We start from the raw sequence: 24341 nt of genomic DNA, 5'->3' as shown, positions 1-24341 counted from the left end.
TTTCCAGGCCAAGTGAGCTCGGGTGCACTTGGACAGATTATACACGGGAAACGTTATGGAGGTTCTAAGCAAATGTTTGCGGAATATTAACCGCTGACACTTATCCCTTCCGACCTGCCGCCTTCATGCTCAATTACCACACAGGCTCCGCCCTCCGGCGTGTTGCTCAACCGGATTGATCCGCCCAGCTTGGCAGCCAGCTGTTTTGCAATATACAGGCCAAGCCCGGAATGACCGTCCCTGCTGGCTCTGGCGTCATCTCCCCGGTAGAATTTCTGAACAGCCTTCTCCAGATCCCTGCGGCTGAAGCCGGGGCCGGTATCACAGATTTCGTACAAGACACGGCTGCCGCGCAGGGTAACGGACACCGAAATTGAACCTCCGCTTGGTGTATATTCCAGGCTGTTCATCACCACATTGTCGAGAATACGCTCCAGCAGCTCTGCATCGGTGTAAAGACAGCTCCCCGCCGCGTCTTCCATCCGCAGAATGATGTCAATCCCTTTTTGGCCCGCCTCCAGCCCGTAAGCCTTGATTTTCCGTTCCAGAAACGGCGCCAGCTCAAAAGTCTCCGCATGGAGTACGGTATCCGTCCGCTCCATATCCGAGGTATACTGCATCTGCCGCACCAGTTCGCTGCTTTTGCCCGCATTCTCGTGAATCACGCCAAGATAGCGCTGCAGCCTTTCATCGTCCGTCCCTCCCGAATCCATCAGCGCTTCGGTGTAGCTGCGGATAATGGAGAGCGGGGCCTTCAGATCATGCGCCAGCGCTTCGACCATTTCCACCCGCTCCTGCTCCATCCGCCATTGTGCCGAAAGCGAGCTCTCCAGCTCTGTCTTCATTTCGTCAAAAGCGCTGCTCAGCTGGCCCAGCTCATTGTCCGAATGGTAGCCGATTTCGAAGTCAAGATCCTTCTCTTTAATCTTGCGGGCAGCCTCCATCAGGAGGCGCAGCGGCTTGTTGATGTTGTTCGACACCACCCGCGAGAAGAGCAGGGCGAACAGGATGATATAAAGGAAAGGCGACACCAGTGCGCCAATAAAAATCACCGTCAGCCACCAGTTGCCGGATTCATTCACATAGGTAGGCTTCAGGGCATAGGACAGCAGCACCGCCCCTTTGACTGAACCTTCCCCATCGATGATCGGCACCGTGCGCACATATCTTCCCTGAACACTGGTGGTCGTATTCAGACGCTTGTACAACTCCGTGCGGCCGGAAACATTCACATTCTCCAATGAGCCATATATTTTGTCCCCATTCCTGTCCACCACCTGGTAGGTGATGCCCTCACCCGGTATCGCCGCTTCCAGCGCCGTTCTGGCAGAAGAGGCAAGCAGTGCCGTCTGCTGCTGCATAATGTAGCTTTCGATGGCAGGCAGGTGTTTCTCATAATGATTGGCGGGATAGACCAGCTTGTTCTCCACCCGCATAAAGAGCAGCACGGCAAATGCATAGGTAACCACCGTCGCCACTACACTGGCCAGGATAATATAGGTGAAGGCCAGCTGAAACTGGGTTTTAAGCGGTCTTTTGTTCATACGGCAGCTCCTTGCTTACGGATTTGTCCATTTGTAGCCGATTCCCCATACAGTAGAGATATAATCGCCGGAAGGATCGGCAGCGGCCAGCTTGGCGCGGATTTTCTTGACATGCTCCACCACGGTGGAGGCATCCCCTTCGGCATCATACCCCCACACCTTCTCATAAATATGCTCGCGCGAAAACACCTGTCCGCCATGCAGCGCCAGCAGCTCGGTGATCTCATATTCCCGCCGGGTCAACGCGACCGGCTCTCCTGCCACGCTGACCAGCCGTTCCTTAAGGCTTAGCTCCAGCTTGCCGAACCGCAGCCGGCTCTGCTGCTGGGGTTTCTGCCGCGACCGCTCCTCCCGCCGCAGATTGGCTTCAATCCGGGCCAGCAGCTCCCGGAGGCCAAACGGCTTGATCACATAATCATCGCCGCCCAGAGTCAGCCCCCGGACCCGGTCCGCTTCCGACTGCCTGGCGCTCAGAAAAATAATCGGGCAGCTTACCCGGTCACGGATGCTGCGGCAGACCTCAAAGCCGTTCATCCCCGGCATCATAATGTCGAGGATTACCAGGTCAGGCTCGCTGTCCGCCAGCCTGACCCCTTCGTTGCCGTCGTAAGCGGCCAGCACCTCATGCCCCTTGGCCTGCAGCTCATCGGTGAGCAGCAGAACCAAGGCAACCTCATCGTCGATGATCAGAATTCTGCTCACCTTATCCCTCCTGTCTTTTGTTACTCGTAGCTTTTACGGCCTTCCCATCTGCAAAACCATAGTATACTACAAACGGCCGCCAGCATGAATACTGCACAAGCCGGAACAAGTCCCCGGAACAGCTCATCCCGTAAGAAACCGGATAACACGAAACCCTCCGGCAGCGTAAGCCCGGGCATAGCCAAGGCTGGAAGTCCGGCCAGCCGAGCGGGCCAGGACCATGGAACACAAGGCCAGATGGCGTCGCCTATGGAAGTGGTGCCGATAATGGCGGCAACCAGCAGTCCCGCGCCTCCTGCTCCAACGGAAGCGCCCAGCCCGTAGGCGAGCGCCAGGAACAAATGCAGCACGCACAGGGCCAGACTGCCCGCCAGTGCAAGCAAGCCGCTGAGCATAAATATCCCGATGCCAGGCTGTTCGATATGCAGCAGGTAGCGCATCCCGGATAACAACACCAGCATAGAGCCGAACAGGAATACCGTCACCAGCATAACCAGCTGCAGCAGCTTGCTTAGATAGATCAGCGTTCTGGGGGCGCTCTGCCCCAGCAGGCCGTTGAAATGCCCGGCGTTCTCTTCCTGGGCCGCGAGCAGTCCGGCCAGCAACCCTATGCCGACAGGCAGAATAATGCTGGCCGATTGAAAAAAGGCCTGATGTATCTCATAGGGCAGCTCCGCCGTACGCGCAGGGCGGGCGAAATACCACAGCAGAAGCGCAGGGTAGCCCAGAATGGCGGCCCCCGTCAGCCAGCGGACCGGCGTCCGCTTTGTTTTGAGCCAGTCAGAAAATAGTAACCGCAGCAGCATCGCTATTTCACCTCTTTCCGGGCAAACCACACTCCCGTAAGCCAGGAGCTGGCCGCAAAAAACAGCAGGGATACGGCAATCCCCACCGGAATCACCGAGGGTTCGAGCAGCGGGTTGCCGGATTCCAGCGGGACCCCGTTCGGATGCACACCGGCTACCGGACACATCAGCCGCAGGGCCCAGCTCCATGGCACATAGAGCCAGTTCGGCCCGGGTGCGGCAATTACACCGGCGAACATACCGGCAACACCCAGCCCGATAGATGCCGGCATGCCCTTCCACGCCGCTGCCAGCAGCTGAAGCGGAATGAGGCTTAACGATACCAGCCAAGTGAGCAGGCTGGCAACCACAACCTTTTCAACAGGAAGGGTCGCATCGGTAATCAGCAGGCCGGCAATCAGAGCAGCAGCAATAGTTCCCAGGGAGGACAGCAGCATATAGTAGGCCAGCACCATGATTTTGCCGAACCATAACGCACCGGGACGGACATTGTGCAGCCGGAGGCCGCGGTAATTCCCGGCCTTGCGCTCCCTAACCTCAGCCAGAGCACAGAGCAGCGCCGTGCCGAGCGGCACAAATATAAACGGCCACCAGTTAAACACCATACCGAGAAACAGGTCACCCGGCAGGCTCTGTCCTTTGGGAAGATACAGCAGTGCTACGAGCGCGAACAGAACAAAAAACAGCGGGGCCGCCCAGACCAGCTTTACCGAAAAGCTGCGTCTGTATTTTAAATGCTCAGACTGGAAGATATTAAGCATGGTGCACCCCCGCCTGTTCCCGGTTCCGGGCAACGACCTGCATGAACAGGGTCTCCAGATCCTCGCCTTTGTGTATTTTGCTCTCATGGCCCAGCCGCCCGCCGCTGATAATGCCGATATAGTCGGCGATCTGCTCCACCTCGGACAAAATGTGGCTGGAGAGAATGACCGTAATGCCCTGCGCCGGAAAGGAGCGGATCAGTTCCCGCAGCTCCTGAATGCCGAGCGGGTCCAGCCCGTTCGTCGGCTCATCCAGAATCAGCAGCTCCGGGCGGTTCAGCAGAGCAATCGCGATGCCCAGTCTCTGTTTCATGCCGAGGGAAAATTGGGAAGCCTTTTTGGAGCCGGTCTCCTGTAAATCCACAGTGTGCAGCACCTCATCGATTCTTTGCGCAGTCTGACCCAGCAGCTTTGCATGCACCGTCAGGTTCTCCCGGGCCGTAAGATTCCCGTACAGCGCCGGAGATTCAATCAATGCGCCGATCCGCTCCAGCTGCTTTCTTTCCCAGGGCTTGCCGCCCAGCAGAATCTCTCCGCCGCTCGGGCGCAGAAGGCCTGTAATCATTTTCAGTGTTGTCGTTTTGCCCGCCCCATTGGGTCCAAGCAGTCCGTATACCGTCCCTGCCGGGATCTTCAGTGAAACGTCCTCCACGGCCTGCTGCCGCTTGAACCGCTTGTTTAAGTGTTTAGTCTCCAAAATGTATTGCATCTAATCCCATCCTCTCTTGCTTGTCTGGACACAGCTTATCAAGAGAAAATAAAGATTTTATAATGTTTTGGAATTATACAAGATGAACTTTAGTTTTACGTTGTGGGATATGGTCGTAACTGCGGGGAATGTTTGGACTTCCAGCCGCTGTTGTCCCCAGATTTCTTGAATGGAACCGCCTTTCGCGGTTGAAATCCGGTGACTGATTATGCTTACGATGCTAGCTTTCCTACGGAAAGCTTTCAGGCGGTCGCATTCGCTCTTCCAGTTCCAAACTTCCCCTCCGCACTTCTTCCTTTTATGATTTTTTTATGTTCATCTTATATACTTTTTGTCCACCGTGTTTTGTTTAACCTCCGGTTAACGCCCTTGAAATATTCGCCTGATAAGATTAGGGCAAGTAACATACAGGGAGGGATTCCATGCGCCTGGCTTTATTCACGGACACGTTTCTTCCGCAAACCAACGGCGTTGCCCGCACGCTTGGCCAGTTAACCAGTCACCTGAACCGCCGGGGGATTGAGCATCTGCTGTTCACGCCCAAGTCCGCCCCCGAGGACAGCTACCCCGATCCGGTCCGTCCTGTTGCCAGTATCCCTTTTTTTCTCTATCCGGAATGCAGGCTGGCTCTCCCGAGCATGTCCTCCATTCAGAGCCAGCTGAACACTTTTCAACCCGATCTGCTGCATATGGCTACCCCGTTCAACATCGGCCTGTGCGGCCTCCGTTATGCTCACAGGCAAGGCCTGCCCCATGTAGCCTCCTACCATACCCATTTTGACCGTTACCTTGAATATTACCGCATGCGCCGGATTGTTCCGCTCTACTGGAGGTACATGAAATGGTTCCACCGCTCCTGCGGTGCCACCTTTGCCCCGTCGCGGGAAACGGCAGAGATCCTGCGGGAGCAGGGCTTCGAACGGCTGCGCCTCTGGTCCAGAGGCATTGACTGCCGGCAGTATTCCCCGGATAAACGCCAAGCTGCCAGCGTAAGGGAACGCTATGGAATTGCCGACCCGCTGATACTGCTGTATGTAGGCCGGATTGCCCCGGAAAAAGATATCGCCACCCTGCTGCACGCTCTGCAGCAGCTGCCGGAATCCGTTGCCGCCGGAGTCCACCTGCTGGTGGTCGGCGACGGACCGCTGCTGCCCGAGCTGCGTGCCCAGGCACCGCGCAATGTTACCTTCACCGGCGCCAGGCACGGTGAAGAGCTGGCGGAGCTGTATGCCTCCGCCGATTTGTTCGTGTTCCCGTCCAGCACGGAAACCTTCGGCAATGTGGTGCTGGAGGCTATGGCCTCAGGGCTGCCTGTCGTTGCCGCCGGTGCAGGCGGGAGCAAGGAGCTGGTCATGCCCGGGGTTACAGGGGTGCTGTTTCAGCCGCATGATCCGGGCTCGCTCGCGGAGGAAATATGCCGCCTGGCCAGCGATTCCATGCTGCGGACGGCTATGGGGAGTGAGGGGCGGAGACAGGCGCTTGGCCGCTCCTGGGAACAGATTTTTGACGGACTGATCCGGGATTATGAAGAAATCATCGACAGCAGACGCATCAAGGCCAGCGCGCAGATATTTACCGCCTGAGGACAGACGGATAAGGTACCTCTTCGCTTAAGACAGCGGGGAAGAACCGGGATGGCAGGCATTGTGACCGTTGCCCGCTTCGTTCCATCCCAAGAAGGACGCCCATGGCGGGCGCCCTTCTTGGGATGCAGGTAATGTATTAGAGGCCCATACGATCCTGCGGGGCTAATTGGCCTTGCTCCAGCAAGTCATACTTGGACAGCTTCATATTCACTATGGCAAAAGCCCGGTCCAGCTCCTGCTGCTGGCGCTCCAGGTCCATCTTGTAATCACGGAGAATGGCCGCACGCTGCGGAATGGTCGAATCCCCTTGAAGCGTCAGGTCCACCATTTGCTTCAAGGTGGCCACCGGCAGTCCGGTTGCCCGAAAACAATTCATCAGCGAGATGGATTCCAGATCCTTTTCCCCGAATATCCGGTTCCCGTGCCCGTCCCGCTGAAGGAACGGGAGCAGCCCTTCCTTTTCATAATAACGGATGGTATGCGCAGGCAGGCCCAACTTCTCCGAAGCCTCTTTGATGGAAATTCCCAAGGAGTTCACTCCCCTCTGATCACAACCGTGATCCGGTTTTTCTCTAGTATACGGCTTAAAGTTCACTTGAAGTCAAGATCCTCCCGATACGGTTTCAGAACACAATCTATCTGCCGCCATGACCGTCCGGGCATCCGCAGCAGTTCAAATTGTGAATTTCACTCCGGTCAGCTGCTCGCTGAGCACCCACAGGCGCTCTGCGGCCTCACGGTCAATAGCCCAAGGCCAGACTCCCGAGCCCTGCACACTGTCGGCTGGAACCGCTTCGGCAATATCGGCATCCTCACAGTAGACGCCTCCGAGTCCCGCAAGCTGTTCACTGACTGCACACCAGACACTGGTTGCCGCTCCTTGTTCCGTGTTTTTCATGAAGTCGGAGTTTGTGTTGCTTGCAGGCTTTCCCTTCTCGTCTTCTTGCGCCGGTTGAACCTTGACGGGTTTAACACCAACTTCTTCCGTCTTCAGAAAACGGCCAATTCCCGAGGAAGGGATTAGGCCCGGATGAACGGCAAAGGCACGGACTCCATACACTTTGGCTTTCTCGTCCAGGGCAACCGCGAACAGCACATTCGCGCTTTTGGACTGGGCATAGGACTTCCATTTGTCATATTCCCGCCGCTCAAAGTTCGGGTCGCTGAGATCAACGCCACCCAGACGGTGCGCCCGGGATGAAACCGAGATGACCCGGGCCTGATCCGCTTGCCGCAAAGCAGGCCAGAGGCGGGCCGTCAGCTGAAAATGCCCCAGATGGTTGGTGGCAAACTGCGACTCATAGCCGCGTGCATCACGTGCCAGCGGCGCAGCCATGATGCCCGCACTGTTAATAAGGAAATGAAGCGGCCGCCCAGAAGCAATGAACCGCCGGGCGAAGCTGTCGATCGAGGCGGGGTCCATCAGATCAAGAGTTTCCAGCTCCAGGCGGGGGATGCCGGAGACGGCAGCCTTGGCCTTTGCCGGAGTCCGTGCCGGAACGATTACAGTGGCTCCCGCTTCGGCAAGCACACGCGAGGTTTCCAGTCCAATCCCGGAATATCCGCCCGTTACAATCGCTACCTTGCCGGTCAGATCCAGGCCGCCGATCACCTCAGCGGCTGTCGTCCGGGCATCGAACCCGCTTGCGAGCGGCGCTTGAACCGTAAGATAAGATTTGGTTTGTGATTCCATATGATGATCCCTCCATTCTATTCTTCGGGATCATTATATGCCTTAAAGTTCACTTTAAGGCAAGCGTTTCCCCTTTCCGCTTCCCCGCAAGCAATAGCTGGAAAAAGGATAACCAAGCTGAACGATCCACCCCTGTTTAGGTGAATTCGCTTAAAATAAGTCTACATTTTCCCACTAATCCCTCTGCAGCAAGCTTTTGGATCCAATTAAGTGAACTAATTCCACTTGACTCCCTGCCCCTGAAAATCTTCCGCTGCCGGGCATTTCACCCGTCTTCAAGACCAAATGGGACATGCCCGGGCGCCCATGCCGATAATGGCATTCACCGGCTCGGTTCACACTTCCATTCGAAATCATTTTTCCGCATGAAGAACAATCTGCGGCCCCGCCACCACCGTCATTTCAGCGGTATTTTTCCAATATAAATGCAGCTTGGGTGTGCATTCTCAGCCGCAGCTCCTCTGGTTCAAGCACCGTGATCCGTTGACTGTACTCCAGCAGCTTTCCGAACCAGCCCTGCTCCTCTTCCGGGACCGTAAAGGACATCAGGAGTTCACCTTCGCGCTCCTCCAGCAGCTCTGCTTGCGGAAACGCCTCCTGGAGCAGCACCTTGTGCTCTGCCATACAGGCCAGACGGACTTTTGTCTGCGGCCGGAGGTCGCTATGCTCAGACAGAAGCAGCTCCGCATCCTTATGCGTCAGAGTAAATGTCTGGGACATCAGGTGAACGGACCGCATCCGGGAGAGCCGGAACAGCCGGTAATCCTGCTTGTCGCAGCAATATGCGAACAGATACCAGGCGTACCATTTATACGTCAGAAGCAGCGGCTCCACCCCTCTGTCCGTTACGCCGCCGCGGGCATCCGTATACTGAAATCCAAGCCATATTTTCTCTCTTATGGCCTTTTCCACCAGAGCTATATTTCCGCCCGTCCCCTCTCCTTCACGCAGCACGCCCAGGTTCAGCTGGAGCATTGGCCCAAGTGCCGCTTTATCGGGAGCAAGGGAAGTCATAATCTCAACGGTGCTCTGTGCCCGCAGGCTGTCATACCCGGATAGCAGGCCTTTCAGCGCAGCAAGAATATATGTATAATCTTCGGATTGGAGGAGCTGCCTGTTCATTTTATAGCTGTCTATGATGTAGTAGCCGCCATTCAGCCCCTGCTGCGAGCCTACAGGAATTCCGGCAAGACTGATGGACGCCATATCCCGCTGGATGGTACGCGGCGACACTTCAAACTTCTCAGCCAGCTCCCGGGCACTAACCGTTTCACGGTTAAGGAGATAGACCACGATCCCCAGCAGACGGTCCATTTTCATCCGCTATACCTTCCGCCTCTGCGAATCAGCCTGGCTGCTGTTCAGCCATTCGCTATCTAGGATGCCATAGGCATAGGTGTCATGCCAGAGCGGATGTCCTTCATGGTCATGTTTAAAATATCCGGTCTGAAGCAAATGCCCTTCCCGCCGGAGCTGCAGACGCTCCAGCAGACGCCAGGAGGGAGTGTTGCGGGGATCACAGTGCGCGGTCACTCTTCGGACCTGCTGATCACAGAAAGCATATTCCAGTAACCTTTGACAAGCCTCCGCCGCATAACCCTTGTTATGGAATGCACTGTTGAAGACATAGCCAAGTTCCCAAGTCCGGAATGTCAGCGGCTCCTGCTGCTGAAAATACAGATTTCCGATCATTTTCCCGGACTCCTTCAGGCATACCGCCCAAAAGGCAGGGTCCGCAGACCGCCGAAGTGCCTCCGCTTGGCTCGCTTGCTCATCAAAAACCCCATAAGGCTCGTACCTCACCACCTCTTCCCGGGAAAGATATTCATGCAGATCCTCCCAGTCCTCCGGCTGGAAGCCTCTTATCGTTAACCGCTGTGTTTCCAGAACTTCCATAGGTTTATCTCCTCATCTCTACTTCACGGTGTTAGATTCACCCACAATATAGCAAATGTAACGCGGAATTTTCCATAACAATTCTTATGAGGGCCTGTTTCGCCGAATGGCGTCTTCTCAGTCCGCTTTGCTTATTGCGTTAATGATCCAAGCAGTACAAAATCACCCTGGCGGGTGAAAAACAGCACGGGGCTTACGGCCGAAGGGATTCCCCACCGCTCTAAAATCGACAGAGCATGCTGACGACGGATCCTTGTACTCCTTCGCGCTCGATCCGCAGCCGTTACGGACAGGAAAGCCGTTATGGATAGAAAATTCGGCTATTCCGCAGGACCGCATTTTTTGACATTGCATCATTTCCTACAACAATATAAAAACCACGGCCCGCGTCCTGAACGCCTGCCGTGGTTCCCTTATTTACTTCCCCATACCGCCGCGCACTTCTTACGGCATTTCAAATTCTCTTCACGTTCAATCCGCCCAGCACAGCTCCCTGTACAAAAAAGCGCTCAATCTTCCGCTCCACCTCCGCATCCGGGACCAGCGGCGGCGCCTGATGCGGCTTCACACGGGCATCGATGATCACATTATCACAGAACCAGTGCTTGTTCTCTACGCCGCTGTTCACCCCATAAATATCATGCGAAGGATTGCTGCGCGTGAAGGTTGCCCAGAGGAAGTTGCTCAATGTTTCACTCATGAACGTGCTGTCATCACATAAAATAATCATCGGGCAGGTATCCAGAGCCCCCTGCTCTTGAACCGCGGCGCCCAGCTTGTCCGTTTCCTTCCGTGCTTCCGCATAATCCGTGAACTTCGGTCCCTGCAGGGCCACGATCCCCGGCATAATCATTTTGGCCTGTCCGAACCCTTGCAGATTCTCCAGATTCTCCAGTATCACCGGCACCTCCGTACATAAGGTCCGCTTCTGTTCTCCCACCGCTGCAAATACCACTTTACTGCCGCTGTTAATCCCTGTGCCGGAATAATCCAGTGTGTCTATTGTAGTATTGGTCTGAAAATGAATGTCCCGGTGCAGATTAATCCGCTCCAGAATATAGGCCAGGAAGTCCTCGATGTTGTGCGTGCTGACCGGCCGCTCTTCTTCGGCAGTAATGAACAGGTACTTGGCTAGACTAAGCTGGCCGGTTCCCAGTATCCGGTTCGCGATGGTCAGCAGCTCCGCCGGCTGCTTCAGTTGCTGGTAAGGGGTATAGCGCTCACTGCCAATAGCGAACAGTAAAGGATGCACGCCTGCGGCATCTACAGCATGCACCTCTTTAACTCCCGGCACCTCCTGCTTCACCGCACCGCCCGTCAATTCATGAATCAGTTCCCCGAAAGAGGTATCCTCCTGCGGCGGGCGTCCGACGACAGTGAACGGGAAGATCGCCCCTTGCTTGGCATAAACCTTATGCACTTTCATCACAGGGAACGGATGGGTCAGGCTGTAGTAGCCCAGATGGTCGCCAAAAGGCCCCTCCGGCCGCGTCTCGCCGGGATGAATCTCGCCAGTAATTACAAAATCGGCGTCACGGCTGACACAAAAGCCGTCCACATAGCTGTACCGGAAGTGGCGGCCCGCCAGCAGCCCGGCAAAGGTCATCTCGCTCAGCCCTTCGGGCAAAGGCATAACTGCCGACAAGGTATGCGCGGGAGGTCCTCCGATGAAGCAGCTGACCTTGAGCGGCTGTCCTCTTTTCGTAGCCTTGGTCTGATGAATGCCAATGCCCCGGTGAATCTGATAATGCACACCGACTTCCTTATTGATCTCATACTCATTGCCGCTTAGCTGGATACGGTACATGCCCAGATTGGAATTCATGATCCCCGGCTTGTCGGGGTCCTCGGAATAGACCTGCGGCAGAGTGACAAAAGCGCCGCCATCGCCGGGCCAATGCTTAATCTGCGGCAGATCCGAGATCTGAATCTCCTCGAAGCCGGCCGGTATACCGTTTCCTTTCTTCAGCGGGAGCGCTTTTCTGGCAGCCAGCCCTGTCCCGATGTATTTGAAGGGCTGCTTGAGCGCCTTCATGGGATCACTGCGTAAAGCGATCACATCCTGGGACGATTCCCAGGTATCGCGGAAGATAAATTTGCTGCGTTCTATAGTCCCGAACAGGTTTGACACAGCGCGGTACCGCGAGCCTTTGACTTTCTCAAAAAGCAGGGCCGGACCGCCTGCCTCATAGACCTTCAGATGAATCGCGGCCATCTCCAGATTAGGATCGACTTCCTCCTGTATGCGGACCAAATGTCCATGTTTCTCCAAATCAACAATACATTCTTCCATACTGCGGTATCTCATGGGTCTTACTCCAATCTCCAGAAGAAATGTGAACTCTCCTTATTATCAATGAGGGGAGGCATCAGGTCAACGCCGCACCAGGCGATGCCCTGAATCAAAGGTACAAATACCTTTGATCGAGACGCTTCAGCGCGGCCAGGCAGATTCTAAGGTACAAATACCCTTGATCGAGCCATTCCAGCGCGGCCGGGCAGATTCTAAGGTACAAATACCTTTGATCGAGACGCTTCAGCGCGGCCAGGCAGATTCTAAGGTACAAATACCCTTGATCGAGCCATTCCAGCGCTACCGGGGCGGAATCAAAGGTATAAATACCTTTGATTGAGCCATTTCAGCGCTGACGGGCGGAATCAAAGGTACAAATACCCTTGATCGAGCCATTCCAGCGCTACCGGGCGGAATCAAAGGTATAAATACCTTTGATTGAGCCATTCCGGCGCTGACGGGCAGCGTAAAGGGGGCTCCTCTCCCGCAGATAAATCTGCCAATGAGACAGCCCCCTGATTGTCAGCCCAGCGTTTTCAAAGGCCACACTCCGGTAAATTCAACCTCATCATAAGTGAAAAAAGCATTCAAGATGGCTTCGCGGTCATCCGTGAACAGCTGGTCGGCCACCCCGGCTACAAGCTTCGGCACGGCATTTTTCATGCCGGAGATGGCCGAAGCCGACAGGCCGCAGCTGGCCAGCGCTGAATAGTTGAAAACGAACAGCCCGTGAACAAGCGCCCGGCCTGCTTCATCCCGGCTTTGGAGCGCAAAGCCCGGACTGAGATACGGATGCGCATCCAGCAGCGGGTTCGCCAGCCCCGGCGGCGCCTCATAGCGGTCGCTCCAGCGGGCGATATGGCCGTCTACCAGCCGCAGCTCCGGACGCAGCCCCGGGTCGCTGAGCAGTCCGGTGCTGACCACCAAAAAGTCAAAGGAGCATTCCCCCTTTGGCGTTGTCACCACCGCCTTGTCGCCGATCGCTTCCACCTTCAGCCACGGTGAACCGAGGTGAAGCTGGAAGCCCGGCCAAGCTGCCGCACGGGCGAAGGTATCGTTGGTCGGCGGCTGATTGGTTTTGAAAAAATGCGAGATTACAGCGTACTTATCAGAATCAGGCAAGGTATGAAAGCGTTCAATCATACCCGATACCTCCATCTGGCGGATGGGGTTGATATTCGGAAGCTGCTCGCGGCGGACAAACACATGGGCCTCCGCGGCCCCCTCCGTGAGCAGAAAATTCGCATTGTCGAAGGCCGAGGCTCCGCCGCCGAGAACTGCAATTCGTTTCCCGCGCAGGGAATTGCAATCTATCGCTTCGGAGGTATGGGCGTATAGAGCTTTCGGCAGATGGTCAGCCACCATCGGCGGCACATACCATTCGCCTCCGCCCTGGATGCCCGTGGCCAGCACAACCTTGCGTGCCAACAATTGCCCGGCGGGAGCCCCCGCACCTGAAATATGCAGGCGGTGAATCCCCTTTTCGCACGGCTCTATCAGCTTAAGCTGAACCTCATTGATTACGGGCAAGCCCAGGACCCTGCGGTACCAGCGCAGATAGTTCATCCACTCGCCGCGCGGGATCTTGTCTATGGCTTCCCAGCCCTCAGCCCCGTTCTGCGCCTCCCACCAGGAACGGAAGGTCAGTGAAGGAATTCCAAGATCCACAGAAGTTAGATGTTTGGGTGTCCGCAGGGTGACCATCCGCGCATAAGTCTCCCAGGGTCCCTCGGCTCCCTCGCTGTTCTCGTCAATGACCAGAATGTTGGATATCCGTTCACGCAACAACCCAAAAGCCGCTCCCAGGCCGCTTTGTCCACCGCCGACAATCACAACATCATACACATGGCCTTCAGGGTGGCTCAGCGGCCTTACCCAATCTGCGCCTCCATAAGCAAGATAGGAAAGATCGGTGACCACACGTTCATTTAAGGCTTCCAGGCTCATCATTCCTCAGACCTTTCGGATAGATCTTTAGGCCATATTATAGCGTGTAAACCCCGTCTATTGAACGGTTATGTCAGGTTTATTGTCATTATATCCAAAATCCCTCCACCGGATTGTATCCGATCACTAACATTTGAGGCCTGACCCGACTATTATATTGACAAAAGATAAAATCCGGCTATACAAAAGGTTTCTGTGTCAGACTTCCTCCACTGCTGGATTGTTTCAATGCCCCGCACGTTCAAGGTGCCGGGTTCTTGATCCGCTGAAGAACTGGATTGTCTACCCTTTCACTCAGACCCTCATAATTGGTGGACATGCTTATGTCAGCCCACTTCTCCATTTCTTCCGCACGGGCTTCCGAGGCTGCACGGGCCAATGCTACTGCTTCGGGACCTAGCAAAAGACGCAGCGGGGGCTCCTCCAGCCGGGCCAGGCCTGCGATGATCCCGGCGGCACGGACCGGATCGCCGTTCTCTTTTCCGTTTACGGATATACGGTATCTATTCATCGCCCCCACAGTCTGCTCATAGTCCTCTCCGACGGGAGGGATGCTCATCGAAGCCCCGCCCCAATCGGTACGGAAGGCTCCCGGTTCTACGATGGTGACCTTGATGCCAAGCGGTTTTACTTCGTTATGAAGCACCTCCGAGAAGCCCGCAACCGCAAACTTAGCCGCCTGATAAGCTGCAAGCCCCGGTGTCCCTCCCACCCGTCCGCCGACGGATGAAATCTGAATGAAATGTCCGCTGCGCTGCTTGCGCAGGACCGGCAGCGCAGCTTTGGTCACATTGATCACCCCGAACAGATTGGCTTCAATTTGTGCCCGGAAATCCTCGTCAGGCGTCTCCTCAATGGGAGAGCTGTTCGCATAACCGGCATTGTTCACTATCACATCCAGCGATCCGAATTCATCCAGTGCCAGCTGGACTGCCGCTTTGGCTGAAGCAGCATTTGTGACATCCAGCTCAGTTGTGCGCACCTGATCGCCATATTTCTGTACAAGACTGTTAAGCTGCTCTGGACGGCGGGCAGTTGCCACCACTTTATCCCCATTATTTAAGACCGCCTTGGCAATTTCCAGACCTAGACCACGCGAGCTGCCGGTAATCAGCCATACTTTACTCATCATTATGATCTCCTTCAATTTGGAATGTTTAATCCAAAGCAAGTATAGTCCTCCAAAAGACAAAGATCAAGCATTTTTTGGATCATTCATTCCAATAATAACGATCATGAGTAAATAAAATAGGTTAAATCGCATAAAAACATAAAACTCTTCTCATATTTTCGGAGTAAACATTCCACTAACTTGACACTTCAGCACACGGACACTACATTTAAGCTTACGAGGTGTATATGATGAGTAAACGCGACGATATCCTTAGCGCCACATTGGATCTGATTGATGAGGAAGGGCTGCAGTCTGTGACTATTGCCAAAATCATGAAGAGAGCAAATGTGGGCTCCGGCACGCTTTTCAACTATTTTAGCAATAAAGAAGAGTTAGTGAACGAGGTGTACAAGTCAGCGCGCCAACATATGGGCGAAGCCTTGCTGCGCAATTACAATCCCGGTCTTAGCCTGTATGAAAGATTCAAATACCTGCAGCTGAACAGGCTGCATTTTGGATTATCCTCTCCAAAGGAATTTCTGTTCATCGACAGCTATTCCTATTCTCCTTACATTTCGGCCGATCTCCGCAAAATGGAGGATGCTTCGCGGGAGATCATGCTCTCTCTGATTGAAGAAGGACAAACTCAGGGATTATTCAAGGAAATGGACCCGCACTTGTCCCATCAGATTATTCACGGGATTATGGTATCCATCGTCAAGGGTTTCATCATTCAAAAATACCCCCTGGACGATTTGCAGGTACAGCAGACTCTGGAGGCGTGTTGGAAGGCCATCAGAGTGTAATAAACAGCCCCGGCACAGATCCCATAGATCCTGCCGGGGCTGTTTTAGACAAAAAGTACGTTTACTGAAACCGCTCAAAGCAATCATAATTACGCTGGCGGTAGATCAATCCGTATATCAGAATCGCCCTATGTTCATCATGCATCACCTGCCGCTTTCTTATCAATAACGCCCAGCATATATCCGGCAAAAGCGGTCCACTGACCGGGCTGCACCTGTCTGTCCTCCGGAACTCCATTATATTGATTCAGGCAGACCTGCACGAGTTCCTTGAACTCCGGCGGCAGACTCGCTGTTCCCCACTCTCCGCCTTCTCTTTTCGAAGCGATCTTGCCCTCCTGTAAGTAATACAGCACGCGGCATAAATTCAAGGTTATGTACATCGGGTTATCCATAATCTCCGCTGCCGCATCCGCGATGTCATGCAGGATAGAGGACAAGTAGGCGCTGGGATTGACCGGAGGATATTGCCTGGCCAGAGGTTCCCCGTATAACGTTCTGCCCCGGTAATAAGCGACAGCGATTTGTGAGGCCAGGTCTGCGTCCTCATAACCTCCACATAGATAATCCGCATCCACCCGGTACCTCTCCCGGTGGTAATCGGAGAAATGCAGCTCACATGGCGTCGGACAGGTCACGGATGCAAGTACTGCTTCCCGGATAACACTAATCTCCAGGCCGTTTGCTATCTCATCACGCAGGGACAGCAGCTTTTGTGCGATTCTTGCTGCGCGGTAATGCGGAAGCGGTGTGCGGATTACCACCAGAATGTCGATATCACTCCCAACCGGATTGAAGCACCCCATTGCCAGGGAGCCATGCAGGTAGATCCCTGCCAGGTCTGCTTTTAATTCTTCTTTGAAAATCGCCGTAAACCGGTCCAGAATCGGCTCCACCTGAATGTTCATTGTTTTGCGCCTCCTTGGAATCACTAGTTGAAGTCCTCCAGCTCCTGATTGACCCTGCCGATCATGGACTGCAACGAATCCTGGTCATAAAAGAACGCGATGCCGGCGGGAAGGGGCTCTGCGGTTTCATGATTGAAGTCGGTAAAATCCATGCCTTCAGGAAGCTGATACACTTTAACGTCCTTCAGTTCATTCCATGCCTTGATGTGAGACTGCCTGCTCAGATCAATCACATTCACCAGTGCATGGCCTATATCCATATATAAATAGCTGCCCCTTCTGCGGGACGGCTTGGGACGCGCAGAATTCAGCAGAACCTCACGGGTGAATTCCCTGGCGGACATGTGCAGAATAATGACTTCATCGGTATCTGCATCCACTCCAAGCATCAGATGGGGAGCCCAACCGGCAAAAAAACGCAGGGCCGCTGAATTCTGCAAATGATCGTCAAATTTCCAGCCGAGCGGCATCAAGGCGTATTCCCCGTCCGGCAGCTCCAGATACGCATTCAGCAGAGCCTGAAGTGTTTCGGTGCCCGGCACTTCATAAGGCTCCAAGGCAGCCGGGTCCACCACATAATTAACTATCGTCCGCTTAACTCCACTGAAACTGTCACTTATATCATGGTGTCTGTACAGATCCTCCAACACCGGCAGTATTCCCGTATGCGTATCCAAGAAAAGCTGCCTGGATTCGGGCTTCAGCTCCCGCAGATAGATCGTTTCAATGTTTCCTTCACGTATAACCTGCTTTACATCGGCAAAATGCGGCGCGACTTCCGCAAGGATTAACTCGCGGATATTAGCGTTATCCGCAGGAATCATTTGCTGGAAATCATCAGACAGCCAAGCCTGCTGGGCAATAAAATATTGCGCAGCTGCGGTCACGCCGACAGGTGGCGATTCCAGCTCCAGCCTCTCCATATGGAAGCTTTCATGCTCGCCGAAATCCATCCTCTCTGCTTGCTCGCTGTACTCCACCAGATTATAACCCTTGATCCACTCATACATCGGTTAGCCCCCTCTTACCTAGAAACAAAGTGATTTCGTCTATACATATAGTAATTTCTTTTTATACCATATCATGGCGGCTGGAAATATAAAACATGGCTGATGTTTCACAATCTACTATTCCCTGGGATAGCCATCCCGGACTTTCATGTGATTTGAGCCACATGAAAAAGCGCATACCGTCAAGGGCACGCGCTTTTGGGGTTCACTCTATTATCAAGATTAGAATCTGGCTACAAAAAACTCACGGTTGGCAGGGATGTTTTTGGTAGTCAGGAGATTGCCGGCGTCATCTCTTATTCTCAGAATATAGGGCACCGTTGTCAGCGTAGTAATGGTAGGGAACCGGGCGACACCAAAGTCGTCAAAATCGGTAGTTACCGTAGTTGCACCGCTAGTCAAGGAAGCTGTCCAGCCGGTGGAGTCCTTAGGCACATTGCCCAGACTTGTAGCAAGAACTACGAATCTGTCAAAGGTTTGTCTGATTCTGCGTCTTCTTCTCACGGGAGTAGCTTTCGCCTTGCGGGCCATCATTGCTTTTTTGGCCAGTAATGCTTTTTTTGCCATTATTGCTTTTTTGTCAGGAGCTTTCATTTGCTTCACCACTTTCTGATAGGATACAGTAGTAGATGCAATTTATACGCGCAGCGAAACCGTTAATGCCTATCAATCGAGAAATGTGGTAGTGTCTTAGAATTATAGAGATGTACCCATTGTGCCTTTTCGCGCATACCCTGTATCGGAGAGGTGGGGCGATAGCCATGCGCGAAAAACTGTGGGTGAAGCAGTATGCTTCCAAAATGAACCGTCCACTGAGGAACGAAATTCGTAAAACATTTCATTCCGGCAAGTCATCAGCGGCGCTGCCTGTTATTGTTCAATTCAAACACAAGATAACCCCAAGCAGAATGTTGGCCTTACACAAGCATCTAGGCGCACATAGTTTTGCTATTAAACACCGTATTCCTATGCTTAACGCCCTTTCCTCCCGTGTCTCCGTGAATTGTCTGAAACGGCTGTGCTGCTGGGAAGGTGTTCATAAGGTACATCTGGATCATATCAAATCCATATCGCTGGATATTGCCACTCCTTCCATTGGTGCGGCAGCTGTTCAAAGCAAGCGGGGACTTACCGGAAAAGGCATCAATATCGCCGTGCTCGACACCGGAGTATTCCCCCACCCCGATCTGGTCCGTCCCGTGAACCGTATCGTGGCCTTCAAGGATTTCGTCAACCACCGGAAACGTCCTTATGACGATAACGGCCATGGCACACATATTACCGGGGATGCGGCTGGCAACGGCTGGAGCAGCAGAGGAAAGTACAGAGGCCCTGCACCGGAAGCAGGCATAGTAGGCGTTAAAGTGCTGGATATCAACGGAGATGGTTATGACTCTACGATCATAAAAGGCATAGAATGGTGTATTGCGGAGAAGAAACGGTTAAAGCTGCGCATTCTGTCCATGTCGTTCGGCGGACCTATAAGCACATCCTGCAGGGACGACCTGCTCTGCCAGGCTGTAGAAAAAGCCGTCCAGGCCGGACTTACCGTTGTAATCGCCGCAGGCAACAGCGGACCCGGGCGCAAGACGATTGAGTCACCGGGCATCAGCCCTGCGGCGGTGACGGTTGGAGCTGTAGATGACCGCCGGACCCTCCCGCAAAAAGATGATCGCATTACTTTCTACTCCAGCCGGGGTCCAACACCCTGCGGGAAAATTAAACCGGATCTTGTAGCCCCGGGAGAATCCGTCATTTCACTTCGCGCCCCCGGCTCCCAGCTGGCCCGGAATTTCCCGTACCTGCGGATCGGCAAACAATATTTCGTGCTGTCAGGTACCAGTGTCTCTACTCCTATCGTCTCCGGGGCCGCCGCCCAGCTGCTGCAGAGCTGTCCTTCGCTCACGCCCCGCCAGGTAAAGGCCCGGCTGAAGAGAAACGCATTCCGGCTTGGCTTGAAGCCGAATACCGCAGGCAGCGGGGAGATCAATATGCGGTTTCTGCTTGGAAAGAGATGATTAGCTATCTGCCACGGGCAGATTTGCATATTTTTTGCGGATAAATTCCCAGGCTTATTGAATTACAAGTCTTCTGAAATCTGCTGCGCCCAGGCCGCCAGTGCTTCATCTTGGCCGTAACTGCCGATGCACTGGAAACCGAGCGGCAGGTTGTCAATACTGGCAGATGGAAGGCTGACAGCCGGGCAGCCGGCAAAGGTCCAGATGGCGGTCATTCCGGGCCACCCGGTGCCCTCACCGATCTTTGGTGCGGTTCCGCCTTGCGCCGGCGATACCCAGAGGTCCACGCCTTGTGCCGCCCGGGCTGTTTCCAGCTCCCGGCACAGCCTGGCCTGTCTGCGGCGGTACATCTCCAGCTCCGTATCGGTGATTTCCCGTCCCCGGAGAATAGCCTCCCTTACTGGAGCCCCATAGATGTCTGCAAATCGCTCGAACCATGCGGCATGCTCTCGTGCCATTTCCCCCTCCAGAAACCGCAGCATGGCGTCCCCGTAGATAAATTCATCCTCCCAAGGCATATTCACCTGCTTCACTGTATAGCCCTTTTGCTGAAGACCTTCGATTTGTGCAGTAAAAGCTGCTTTGACCCCACCGCTCATCAGTTCCATATATATTCCTCGGGGGATGCCCAGCACCGGTTTTCGGCCAGCTTGCCGGGAACCGTGGTTCCAGTCCGGGATGAGCAGGGCTGCCGCAGCCTGCATATCAGATACATTTTGTGTGAAGAATCCTATGGTATCAAAGGAAGGGGCCAGCAAAATAACACCATCCAGCGGCACTCTTCCATAGCTTGGCTTGAAGCCTACCACCCCGCAAAAGGAAGCAGGGGCAATCACGGAACGAAGTGTCTGGGTCCCCAACGCCAGCGGGCATAATCCTGCGGCAACCGCTGCCGCCGACCCCGCACTTGAACCGCCAGGAGTATGAGATAGATCGTGCGGATTGCGTGTTGCGATAGGGCCGTTGTAGGCAAATTCTTCGGTGACCGTTTTGCCGGCGATCAAAGCACCCAATGAACGAAGCCGTCTAATCAGCGATCCTTCCTGCCCGGACAACACCGCAGCCGGCAGACCGGACCCGGCCCGGGTTAGCAATCCCTCCACATGCAGCAGGTCCTTAATGCCTACAGGAACTCCGTAAAAAGCCGGCTTCGCCTCTGTTCCCCTGTAGGTATCAAGCAAATGTTTCGCTGCAGCGTCCAGCCGTTCTCCCGCATTCGCTTCAACTGCAAAGGCATGAATGTGAGGTTCCAGCCGTTCATAGCGCTCCCGGAACAAATCCCATGATGGATGCAGTTTGTTCTGCATTCGATCCGGAATGTCCTTAGCAATCAAGGAAGTTGAATTGAGAAGCATACAATCATCTCCAACGTAAAGTGAACATCTCCCCTACTTACGAGTGGCAAGGAATTTGGTGGCGTTTTTTTTGTCTATGCCTTGCCTCCCTTCTGATATTCGCCCAGCTTCTCATTCAGCCGTTTGGCTTCCTTCTGGCCGTCAATATGCAGCATCGTGCACACCATTCCTTTGATCACAAGGCTGGTAATCAGAAAAGGGAGAAAACGCTCATTTTCTCTAAACGGGCCGGAGCTGAAGAGCCACAGCCACACGATCACAAAAACATCGGCAAGCAAAAAACAGATGTAGAAGCAGATCGTTTGCGCTTTTTTACCAAGCCCGGGTGTGCTCACCAAAGCATATTTGAAGCAGGTAAATGCCGAAGCCGCCACAATAATCTGCCACAGGATCGATGCTTTTACGGAACCGGTTGAACTCAAAAACTGCACAATGGCCACCAGAATGGTTACACATCCACACACCGCAAACCAATCCTTCACAAGATGGGATACAAATTTACCGGTTTTCATAATGGAGCCTCCTCAGAGTCCTAGTTTTTGCCTGAGCACAGGAACATATTGCCGGGAAATGATGACCTTTTCGCCATTGTGCAGCAAAGCTTCGAATCTGCCGTAAAGGAGCGGGCTGACGGACTTAATTTTGGCAATATTCAGGACGGTCGACTTCGAGGCTCTAAAAAAATCCCTGTGCGCATAAGCCTGCTCAATCTCATACAGCTTCAGCCTGGATTCATACACCTTCTCGGCACAATAGATAAAAACCTTGTGGTCCACCGCCTCAAAATAATACACCTCATCGGGATCGATGATATGCATTTGAAGATCGGTCATCCCGATCAGCTTCCTGGAAGCCGCCATAGCTTGAATCGAATACAGCAGCTTCAGCACCGCTTCATCCGGATCATTGCACCTTAAAATAATCTCAGGCTCGCTGTCTTCCGGTATGCTCTCAATGGTGATTTTCATGAGCGTCCCTCCCGCGCTTCTGCTTACAATCCCAGTATATTTTTGTAAAACTGCATCTTCAAGGGGCTTTGCGCAAGCTGCACCCGGAGGACATTAAGCTGCTGTATAAGCAGGGCAGGATGGCTATAACCATCCGGAGGCTTCCCCGCAAAAGGTTAACGCAAGCCCATGCATCGCTCTGGTACAGGCAATATAGAGCATATTCCGGTCAAGCTCTGTCCTGTAATTGACTGCATCACAAAAAGGGATAATCACCTGATCGAACTCCAGTCCCTTAGCCATATGTGCGGAGGTAATCATAATCCCCTCATGGAATCTGTCGCTGCTGAAATCCAGCAGAGCTATATCCTTGTGGACTCTTTTTACAACTTCGTACAAACTTTGCGCCTGCTCCTGTGTCTTGCAGACCACCCCGAGGGAATGATGCCCCGATTTGCGGAAGCCCGCGATCAGCCTGTTGATCTCCGACAGTTCTCCTTCAGGCGTCTCTGCACCGATGATTACCGGAGGTTCACCATGGCGTTCGACCGGAACGATCCGGCTGTTATGATTAATTTTCTGGGCAAAATGAATAATTTCGAGGGTGGAGCGATAGCTTTTCAGCAATTCTACCGTATCGGCTCCGGGAAAAACCTGTTTGATCTCCGAGATTGATGAAGAAGAATACGGATTCACGGATTGGCTGCTGTCGCCGAGTATCGTCTTTTTACATTTAAAAAGAAGTGATAGAACCCTGTATTGGATGGCCGTGTAGTCCTGCATTTCATCCACCAAAAGATGTTTTACAGAATCAAAGCCTGCGGTCCCTTCCATTCGAAGCTTCAGATAGACCAGGGGAAAGACGTCGCAGAATTCCAGCAGCTTTGCCTTTTTAGGCTTGAACAGCTCCGGCCTGCCGGTATGCTCGTAGAAATCCTTATAGAGAGTAAGCATATTAAGCGATTTGAACATTTTTTTGACAGCGGTTTTGATTGTATTGGCTGTGGCTGAAGGTAAGCTCCGCCCGTTCTCATCCCGGGCCCGGCCCGACAGGATCGATGCTGTCTTCTCCAGCCTTTGTCTAACCGGCAGACTGCGTGCAGACTGATAGGCGCTCTGCACTTCTTCTACGGGAATCTGCACCTGAGCAACACCGATCCCGGCAGGAATAAAATAGGCTTCGCTAATGTACGTGATGTAGTCGTCCAGCTCATGAACAAAATCCATATCCGCCTTGTATCCGATCCGTTCAATTACGGAGTCATCCACCGAACCGGCCAGCTCTGCCACCTGCTGGCTAAAGGTCTGGAAACCGCATATTCCCGCAAGCTCTGCAGAAGCAAGCTCATCGAAGCTGAGTTCCCTGATTTTCTCTTCACCCAGCTCCGGCAGGACATTCGAAATATAATCGGAGAACACTTTATTCGGAGAGATAATCAGGATATTTTGCGAGGTTAAGGTTTCCTTATAACGGTACAGCAGATAAGCCACACGGTGCAGGGCAACAGAGGTTTTACCCGACCCGGCAACCCCCTGGATGATCAGCTCATGGGCGGATTCATTGCGGATGATCACATTTTGCTCCTTTTGGATGGTGGCGACAATATTTTTCATTTTCTCGTCCGAGGTCTGGCTGAGCTCCTTCTGCAGCACATCGTCATTGATGTTCATGGAGCTTTCGATCATATATTCCAGCTCACTGTTTTTGATGCTGTATTGTCTTTTTAGCGTGATTTCCCCGGCCACCTCTCCGGAAGGTGCGGAATAGCCGGCCTTGCCGGTATTGAAATCATAGAACATGCTTGCGATGGGAGAACGCCAGTCATAGATCACATTCTCCTGACTGTCTTCTTCGGCAAAAGCATGCACCCCTATGTAGCAGGCCAAGGCCTCCGGATGATGGTCTTCCAGGAAATCAACTCTGCCAAAATAAGGTGTCTGAAGCAGCTTCCGCAGCCTGTCCCGCTTGACTACTGCTTGTTCACCATGATCAATGCTCAAGGAAATCTCAACTTTGTTGGCTGCCCGTTCCGCAGGATCGATCTGCGCGGAGTTGGCCCAGAGGTATTTTTTGGCCGCAAGAATCTCTTCCCCGGCTGAGTGAATACGCCTGTCTGCTGCTTCCAACGCGTTCTGAAGCCTTGCTGCTACTTTCTGCAAATATACCTTTTCATCCGTTTCACTTCGATTAACAATCATATAGCCCCTCTTTTCCTGATGAGAATACTCATAAGTATAGAGAGAAA

At 53.6% G+C, this 24341-nt stretch carries 23 protein-coding genes; 4 read left to right on the top strand and 19 right to left on the bottom strand.

Annotated elements, in window-relative coordinates:
- Positions 1–86 precede the first annotated feature (86 nt).
- Genes PRIO_RS11985 through PRIO_RS11965 form a run of 5 tightly spaced genes read right to left on the bottom strand, consistent with a single transcriptional unit; the run spans position 87 to position 4522 of the window.
- Positions 87–1544, bottom strand: a complete 1458-nt coding sequence (locus tag PRIO_RS11985; RefSeq protein WP_020433636.1) for a sensor histidine kinase — start codon at positions 1542–1544, stop codon at positions 87–89.
- Between the two features lie 15 nt (positions 1545–1559).
- Positions 1560–2246 carry a response regulator transcription factor gene (locus PRIO_RS11980; protein WP_020433637.1) on the bottom strand — a complete coding sequence of 229 codons (687 nt, stop codon included), beginning with the start codon at positions 2244–2246 and terminating at the stop codon, positions 1560–1562.
- A 20-nt stretch (positions 2247–2266) separates the two neighbouring features.
- Positions 2267–3052: a lantibiotic immunity ABC transporter MutG family permease subunit gene (locus tag PRIO_RS11975; RefSeq protein ID WP_020433638.1), complete on the bottom strand. Its 786-nt coding sequence runs from the start codon at positions 3050–3052 to the stop codon at positions 2267–2269.
- Between the two features lie 2 nt (positions 3053–3054).
- A complete protein-coding gene (locus PRIO_RS11970) occupies positions 3055–3813 on the bottom strand; it encodes a lantibiotic immunity ABC transporter MutE/EpiE family permease subunit (RefSeq protein ID WP_020433639.1) in 759 nt (252 codons plus the stop codon).
- On the bottom strand, positions 3806–4522 hold the full coding sequence (locus tag PRIO_RS11965) for a lantibiotic protection ABC transporter ATP-binding protein (RefSeq protein ID WP_046502484.1): 717 nt from the start codon (positions 4520–4522) through the stop codon (positions 3806–3808). The genes PRIO_RS11970 and PRIO_RS11965 overlap by 8 nt, the downstream gene beginning before the upstream one ends.
- 422 nt (positions 4523–4944) lie before the next feature.
- Here PRIO_RS11965 and PRIO_RS11960 point away from each other — a divergent pair, with 422 nt between their 5' ends.
- A complete protein-coding gene (locus PRIO_RS11960) occupies positions 4945–6105 on the top strand; it encodes a glycosyltransferase family 4 protein (protein WP_046502483.1) in 1161 nt (386 codons plus the stop codon).
- A 139-nt stretch (positions 6106–6244) separates the two neighbouring features.
- Here the strand turns inward: PRIO_RS11960 and PRIO_RS11955 are convergent, their stop codons facing one another.
- The 5 genes from PRIO_RS11955 to PRIO_RS11935 all read right to left on the bottom strand — a co-directional run bounded on the left by PRIO_RS11955 (position 6245) and on the right by PRIO_RS11935 (position 12005).
- Entirely contained in the window at positions 6245–6637 is a 393-nt protein-coding gene (locus PRIO_RS11955; RefSeq protein WP_020433642.1) for a MerR family transcriptional regulator, read from the bottom strand.
- Positions 6638–6781: 144 nt separating this feature from the next.
- Positions 6782–7801, bottom strand: a complete 1020-nt coding sequence (locus tag PRIO_RS11950) for an SDR family NAD(P)-dependent oxidoreductase (protein ID WP_020433643.1) — start codon at positions 7799–7801, stop codon at positions 6782–6784.
- 402 nt (positions 7802–8203) lie between these two features.
- Positions 8204–9121, bottom strand: coding sequence for a helix-turn-helix transcriptional regulator (locus PRIO_RS11945; RefSeq protein WP_020433644.1), 918 nt, complete (start codon positions 9119–9121; stop codon positions 8204–8206).
- Between the two features lie 3 nt (positions 9122–9124).
- A complete protein-coding gene (locus tag PRIO_RS11940) occupies positions 9125–9697 on the bottom strand; it encodes a GNAT family N-acetyltransferase (RefSeq protein ID WP_020433645.1) in 573 nt (190 codons plus the stop codon).
- Positions 9698–10151: 454 nt separating this feature from the next.
- Positions 10152–12005, bottom strand: coding sequence for a UbiD family decarboxylase (locus PRIO_RS11935; RefSeq protein ID WP_046502478.1), 1854 nt, complete (start codon positions 12003–12005; stop codon positions 10152–10154).
- 163 nt (positions 12006–12168) lie between these two features.
- On the opposite strand from PRIO_RS11935, the gene PRIO_RS36015 reads away from it, so the two are divergent.
- On the top strand, positions 12169–12330 hold the full coding sequence (locus tag PRIO_RS36015; protein WP_167345613.1) for a hypothetical protein: 162 nt from the start codon (positions 12169–12171) through the stop codon (positions 12328–12330).
- A 182-nt stretch (positions 12331–12512) separates the two neighbouring features.
- On the opposite strand, the gene PRIO_RS11925 is transcribed toward PRIO_RS36015, so the two are convergent.
- On the bottom strand, positions 12513–13937 hold the full coding sequence (locus PRIO_RS11925; RefSeq protein ID WP_039786670.1) for an FAD/NAD(P)-binding protein: 1425 nt from the start codon (positions 13935–13937) through the stop codon (positions 12513–12515).
- A 241-nt stretch (positions 13938–14178) separates the two neighbouring features.
- On the bottom strand, positions 14179–15069 hold the full coding sequence (locus PRIO_RS11920; protein WP_231869869.1) for an oxidoreductase: 891 nt from the start codon (positions 15067–15069) through the stop codon (positions 14179–14181).
- 227 nt (positions 15070–15296) lie between these two features.
- Between PRIO_RS11920 and PRIO_RS11915 the strand changes: the two genes are divergently transcribed.
- Complete coding sequence (locus PRIO_RS11915) at positions 15297–15857, top strand: TetR/AcrR family transcriptional regulator (RefSeq protein WP_231869868.1); 561 nt, start codon at positions 15297–15299, stop codon at positions 15855–15857.
- A 137-nt stretch (positions 15858–15994) separates the two neighbouring features.
- On the opposite strand, the gene PRIO_RS11910 is transcribed toward PRIO_RS11915, so the two are convergent.
- From PRIO_RS11910 to PRIO_RS11900, 3 genes are all read right to left on the bottom strand, one after another.
- A complete protein-coding gene (locus PRIO_RS11910; RefSeq protein WP_020427158.1) occupies positions 15995–16765 on the bottom strand; it encodes an aminoglycoside adenylyltransferase domain-containing protein in 771 nt (256 codons plus the stop codon).
- A gap of 23 nt (positions 16766–16788) precedes the next feature.
- A complete protein-coding gene (locus PRIO_RS11905; protein ID WP_020427159.1) occupies positions 16789–17775 on the bottom strand; it encodes a hypothetical protein in 987 nt (328 codons plus the stop codon).
- Positions 17776–17997: 222 nt separating this feature from the next.
- Complete coding sequence (locus PRIO_RS11900) at positions 17998–18342, bottom strand: hypothetical protein (protein WP_167345612.1); 345 nt, start codon at positions 18340–18342, stop codon at positions 17998–18000.
- 194 nt (positions 18343–18536) lie between these two features.
- Here PRIO_RS11900 and PRIO_RS11895 point away from each other — a divergent pair, with 194 nt between their 5' ends.
- The gene (locus PRIO_RS11895; RefSeq protein ID WP_020427161.1) at positions 18537–19793 is read left to right on the top strand and encodes a S8 family peptidase; all 1257 of its coding nucleotides are present in this window, start codon (positions 18537–18539) and stop codon (positions 19791–19793) included.
- A gap of 62 nt (positions 19794–19855) precedes the next feature.
- On the opposite strand, the gene PRIO_RS11890 is transcribed toward PRIO_RS11895, so the two are convergent.
- From PRIO_RS11890 to PRIO_RS11875, 4 genes are all read right to left on the bottom strand, one after another.
- The gene (locus PRIO_RS11890) at positions 19856–21148 is read right to left on the bottom strand and encodes an amidase (RefSeq protein WP_020427162.1); all 1293 of its coding nucleotides are present in this window, start codon (positions 21146–21148) and stop codon (positions 19856–19858) included.
- Positions 21149–21222: 74 nt separating this feature from the next.
- Complete coding sequence (locus PRIO_RS11885; RefSeq protein ID WP_020427163.1) at positions 21223–21660, bottom strand: hypothetical protein; 438 nt, start codon at positions 21658–21660, stop codon at positions 21223–21225.
- Positions 21661–21672: 12 nt separating this feature from the next.
- Positions 21673–22116 (bottom strand): LytTR family DNA-binding domain-containing protein, encoded by a 444-nt coding sequence (locus PRIO_RS11880; RefSeq protein ID WP_020427164.1) that lies wholly within the window; start codon positions 22114–22116, stop codon positions 21673–21675.
- A 123-nt stretch (positions 22117–22239) separates the two neighbouring features.
- Complete coding sequence (locus PRIO_RS11875) at positions 22240–24294, bottom strand: HelD family protein (RefSeq protein WP_020427165.1); 2055 nt, start codon at positions 24292–24294, stop codon at positions 22240–22242.
- Positions 24295–24341 lie beyond the last annotated feature (47 nt).

It is taken from the genome of Paenibacillus riograndensis SBR5, from assembly GCF_000981585.1.
In the GTDB taxonomy this organism is placed as follows: Bacteria; Bacillota; Bacilli; order Paenibacillales; family Paenibacillaceae; genus Paenibacillus_AQ; species Paenibacillus_AQ riograndensis.
The sequence above is the reverse complement of the archived record's forward strand: the minus strand, read 5'-3'. Positions and strand labels throughout refer to the sequence as shown.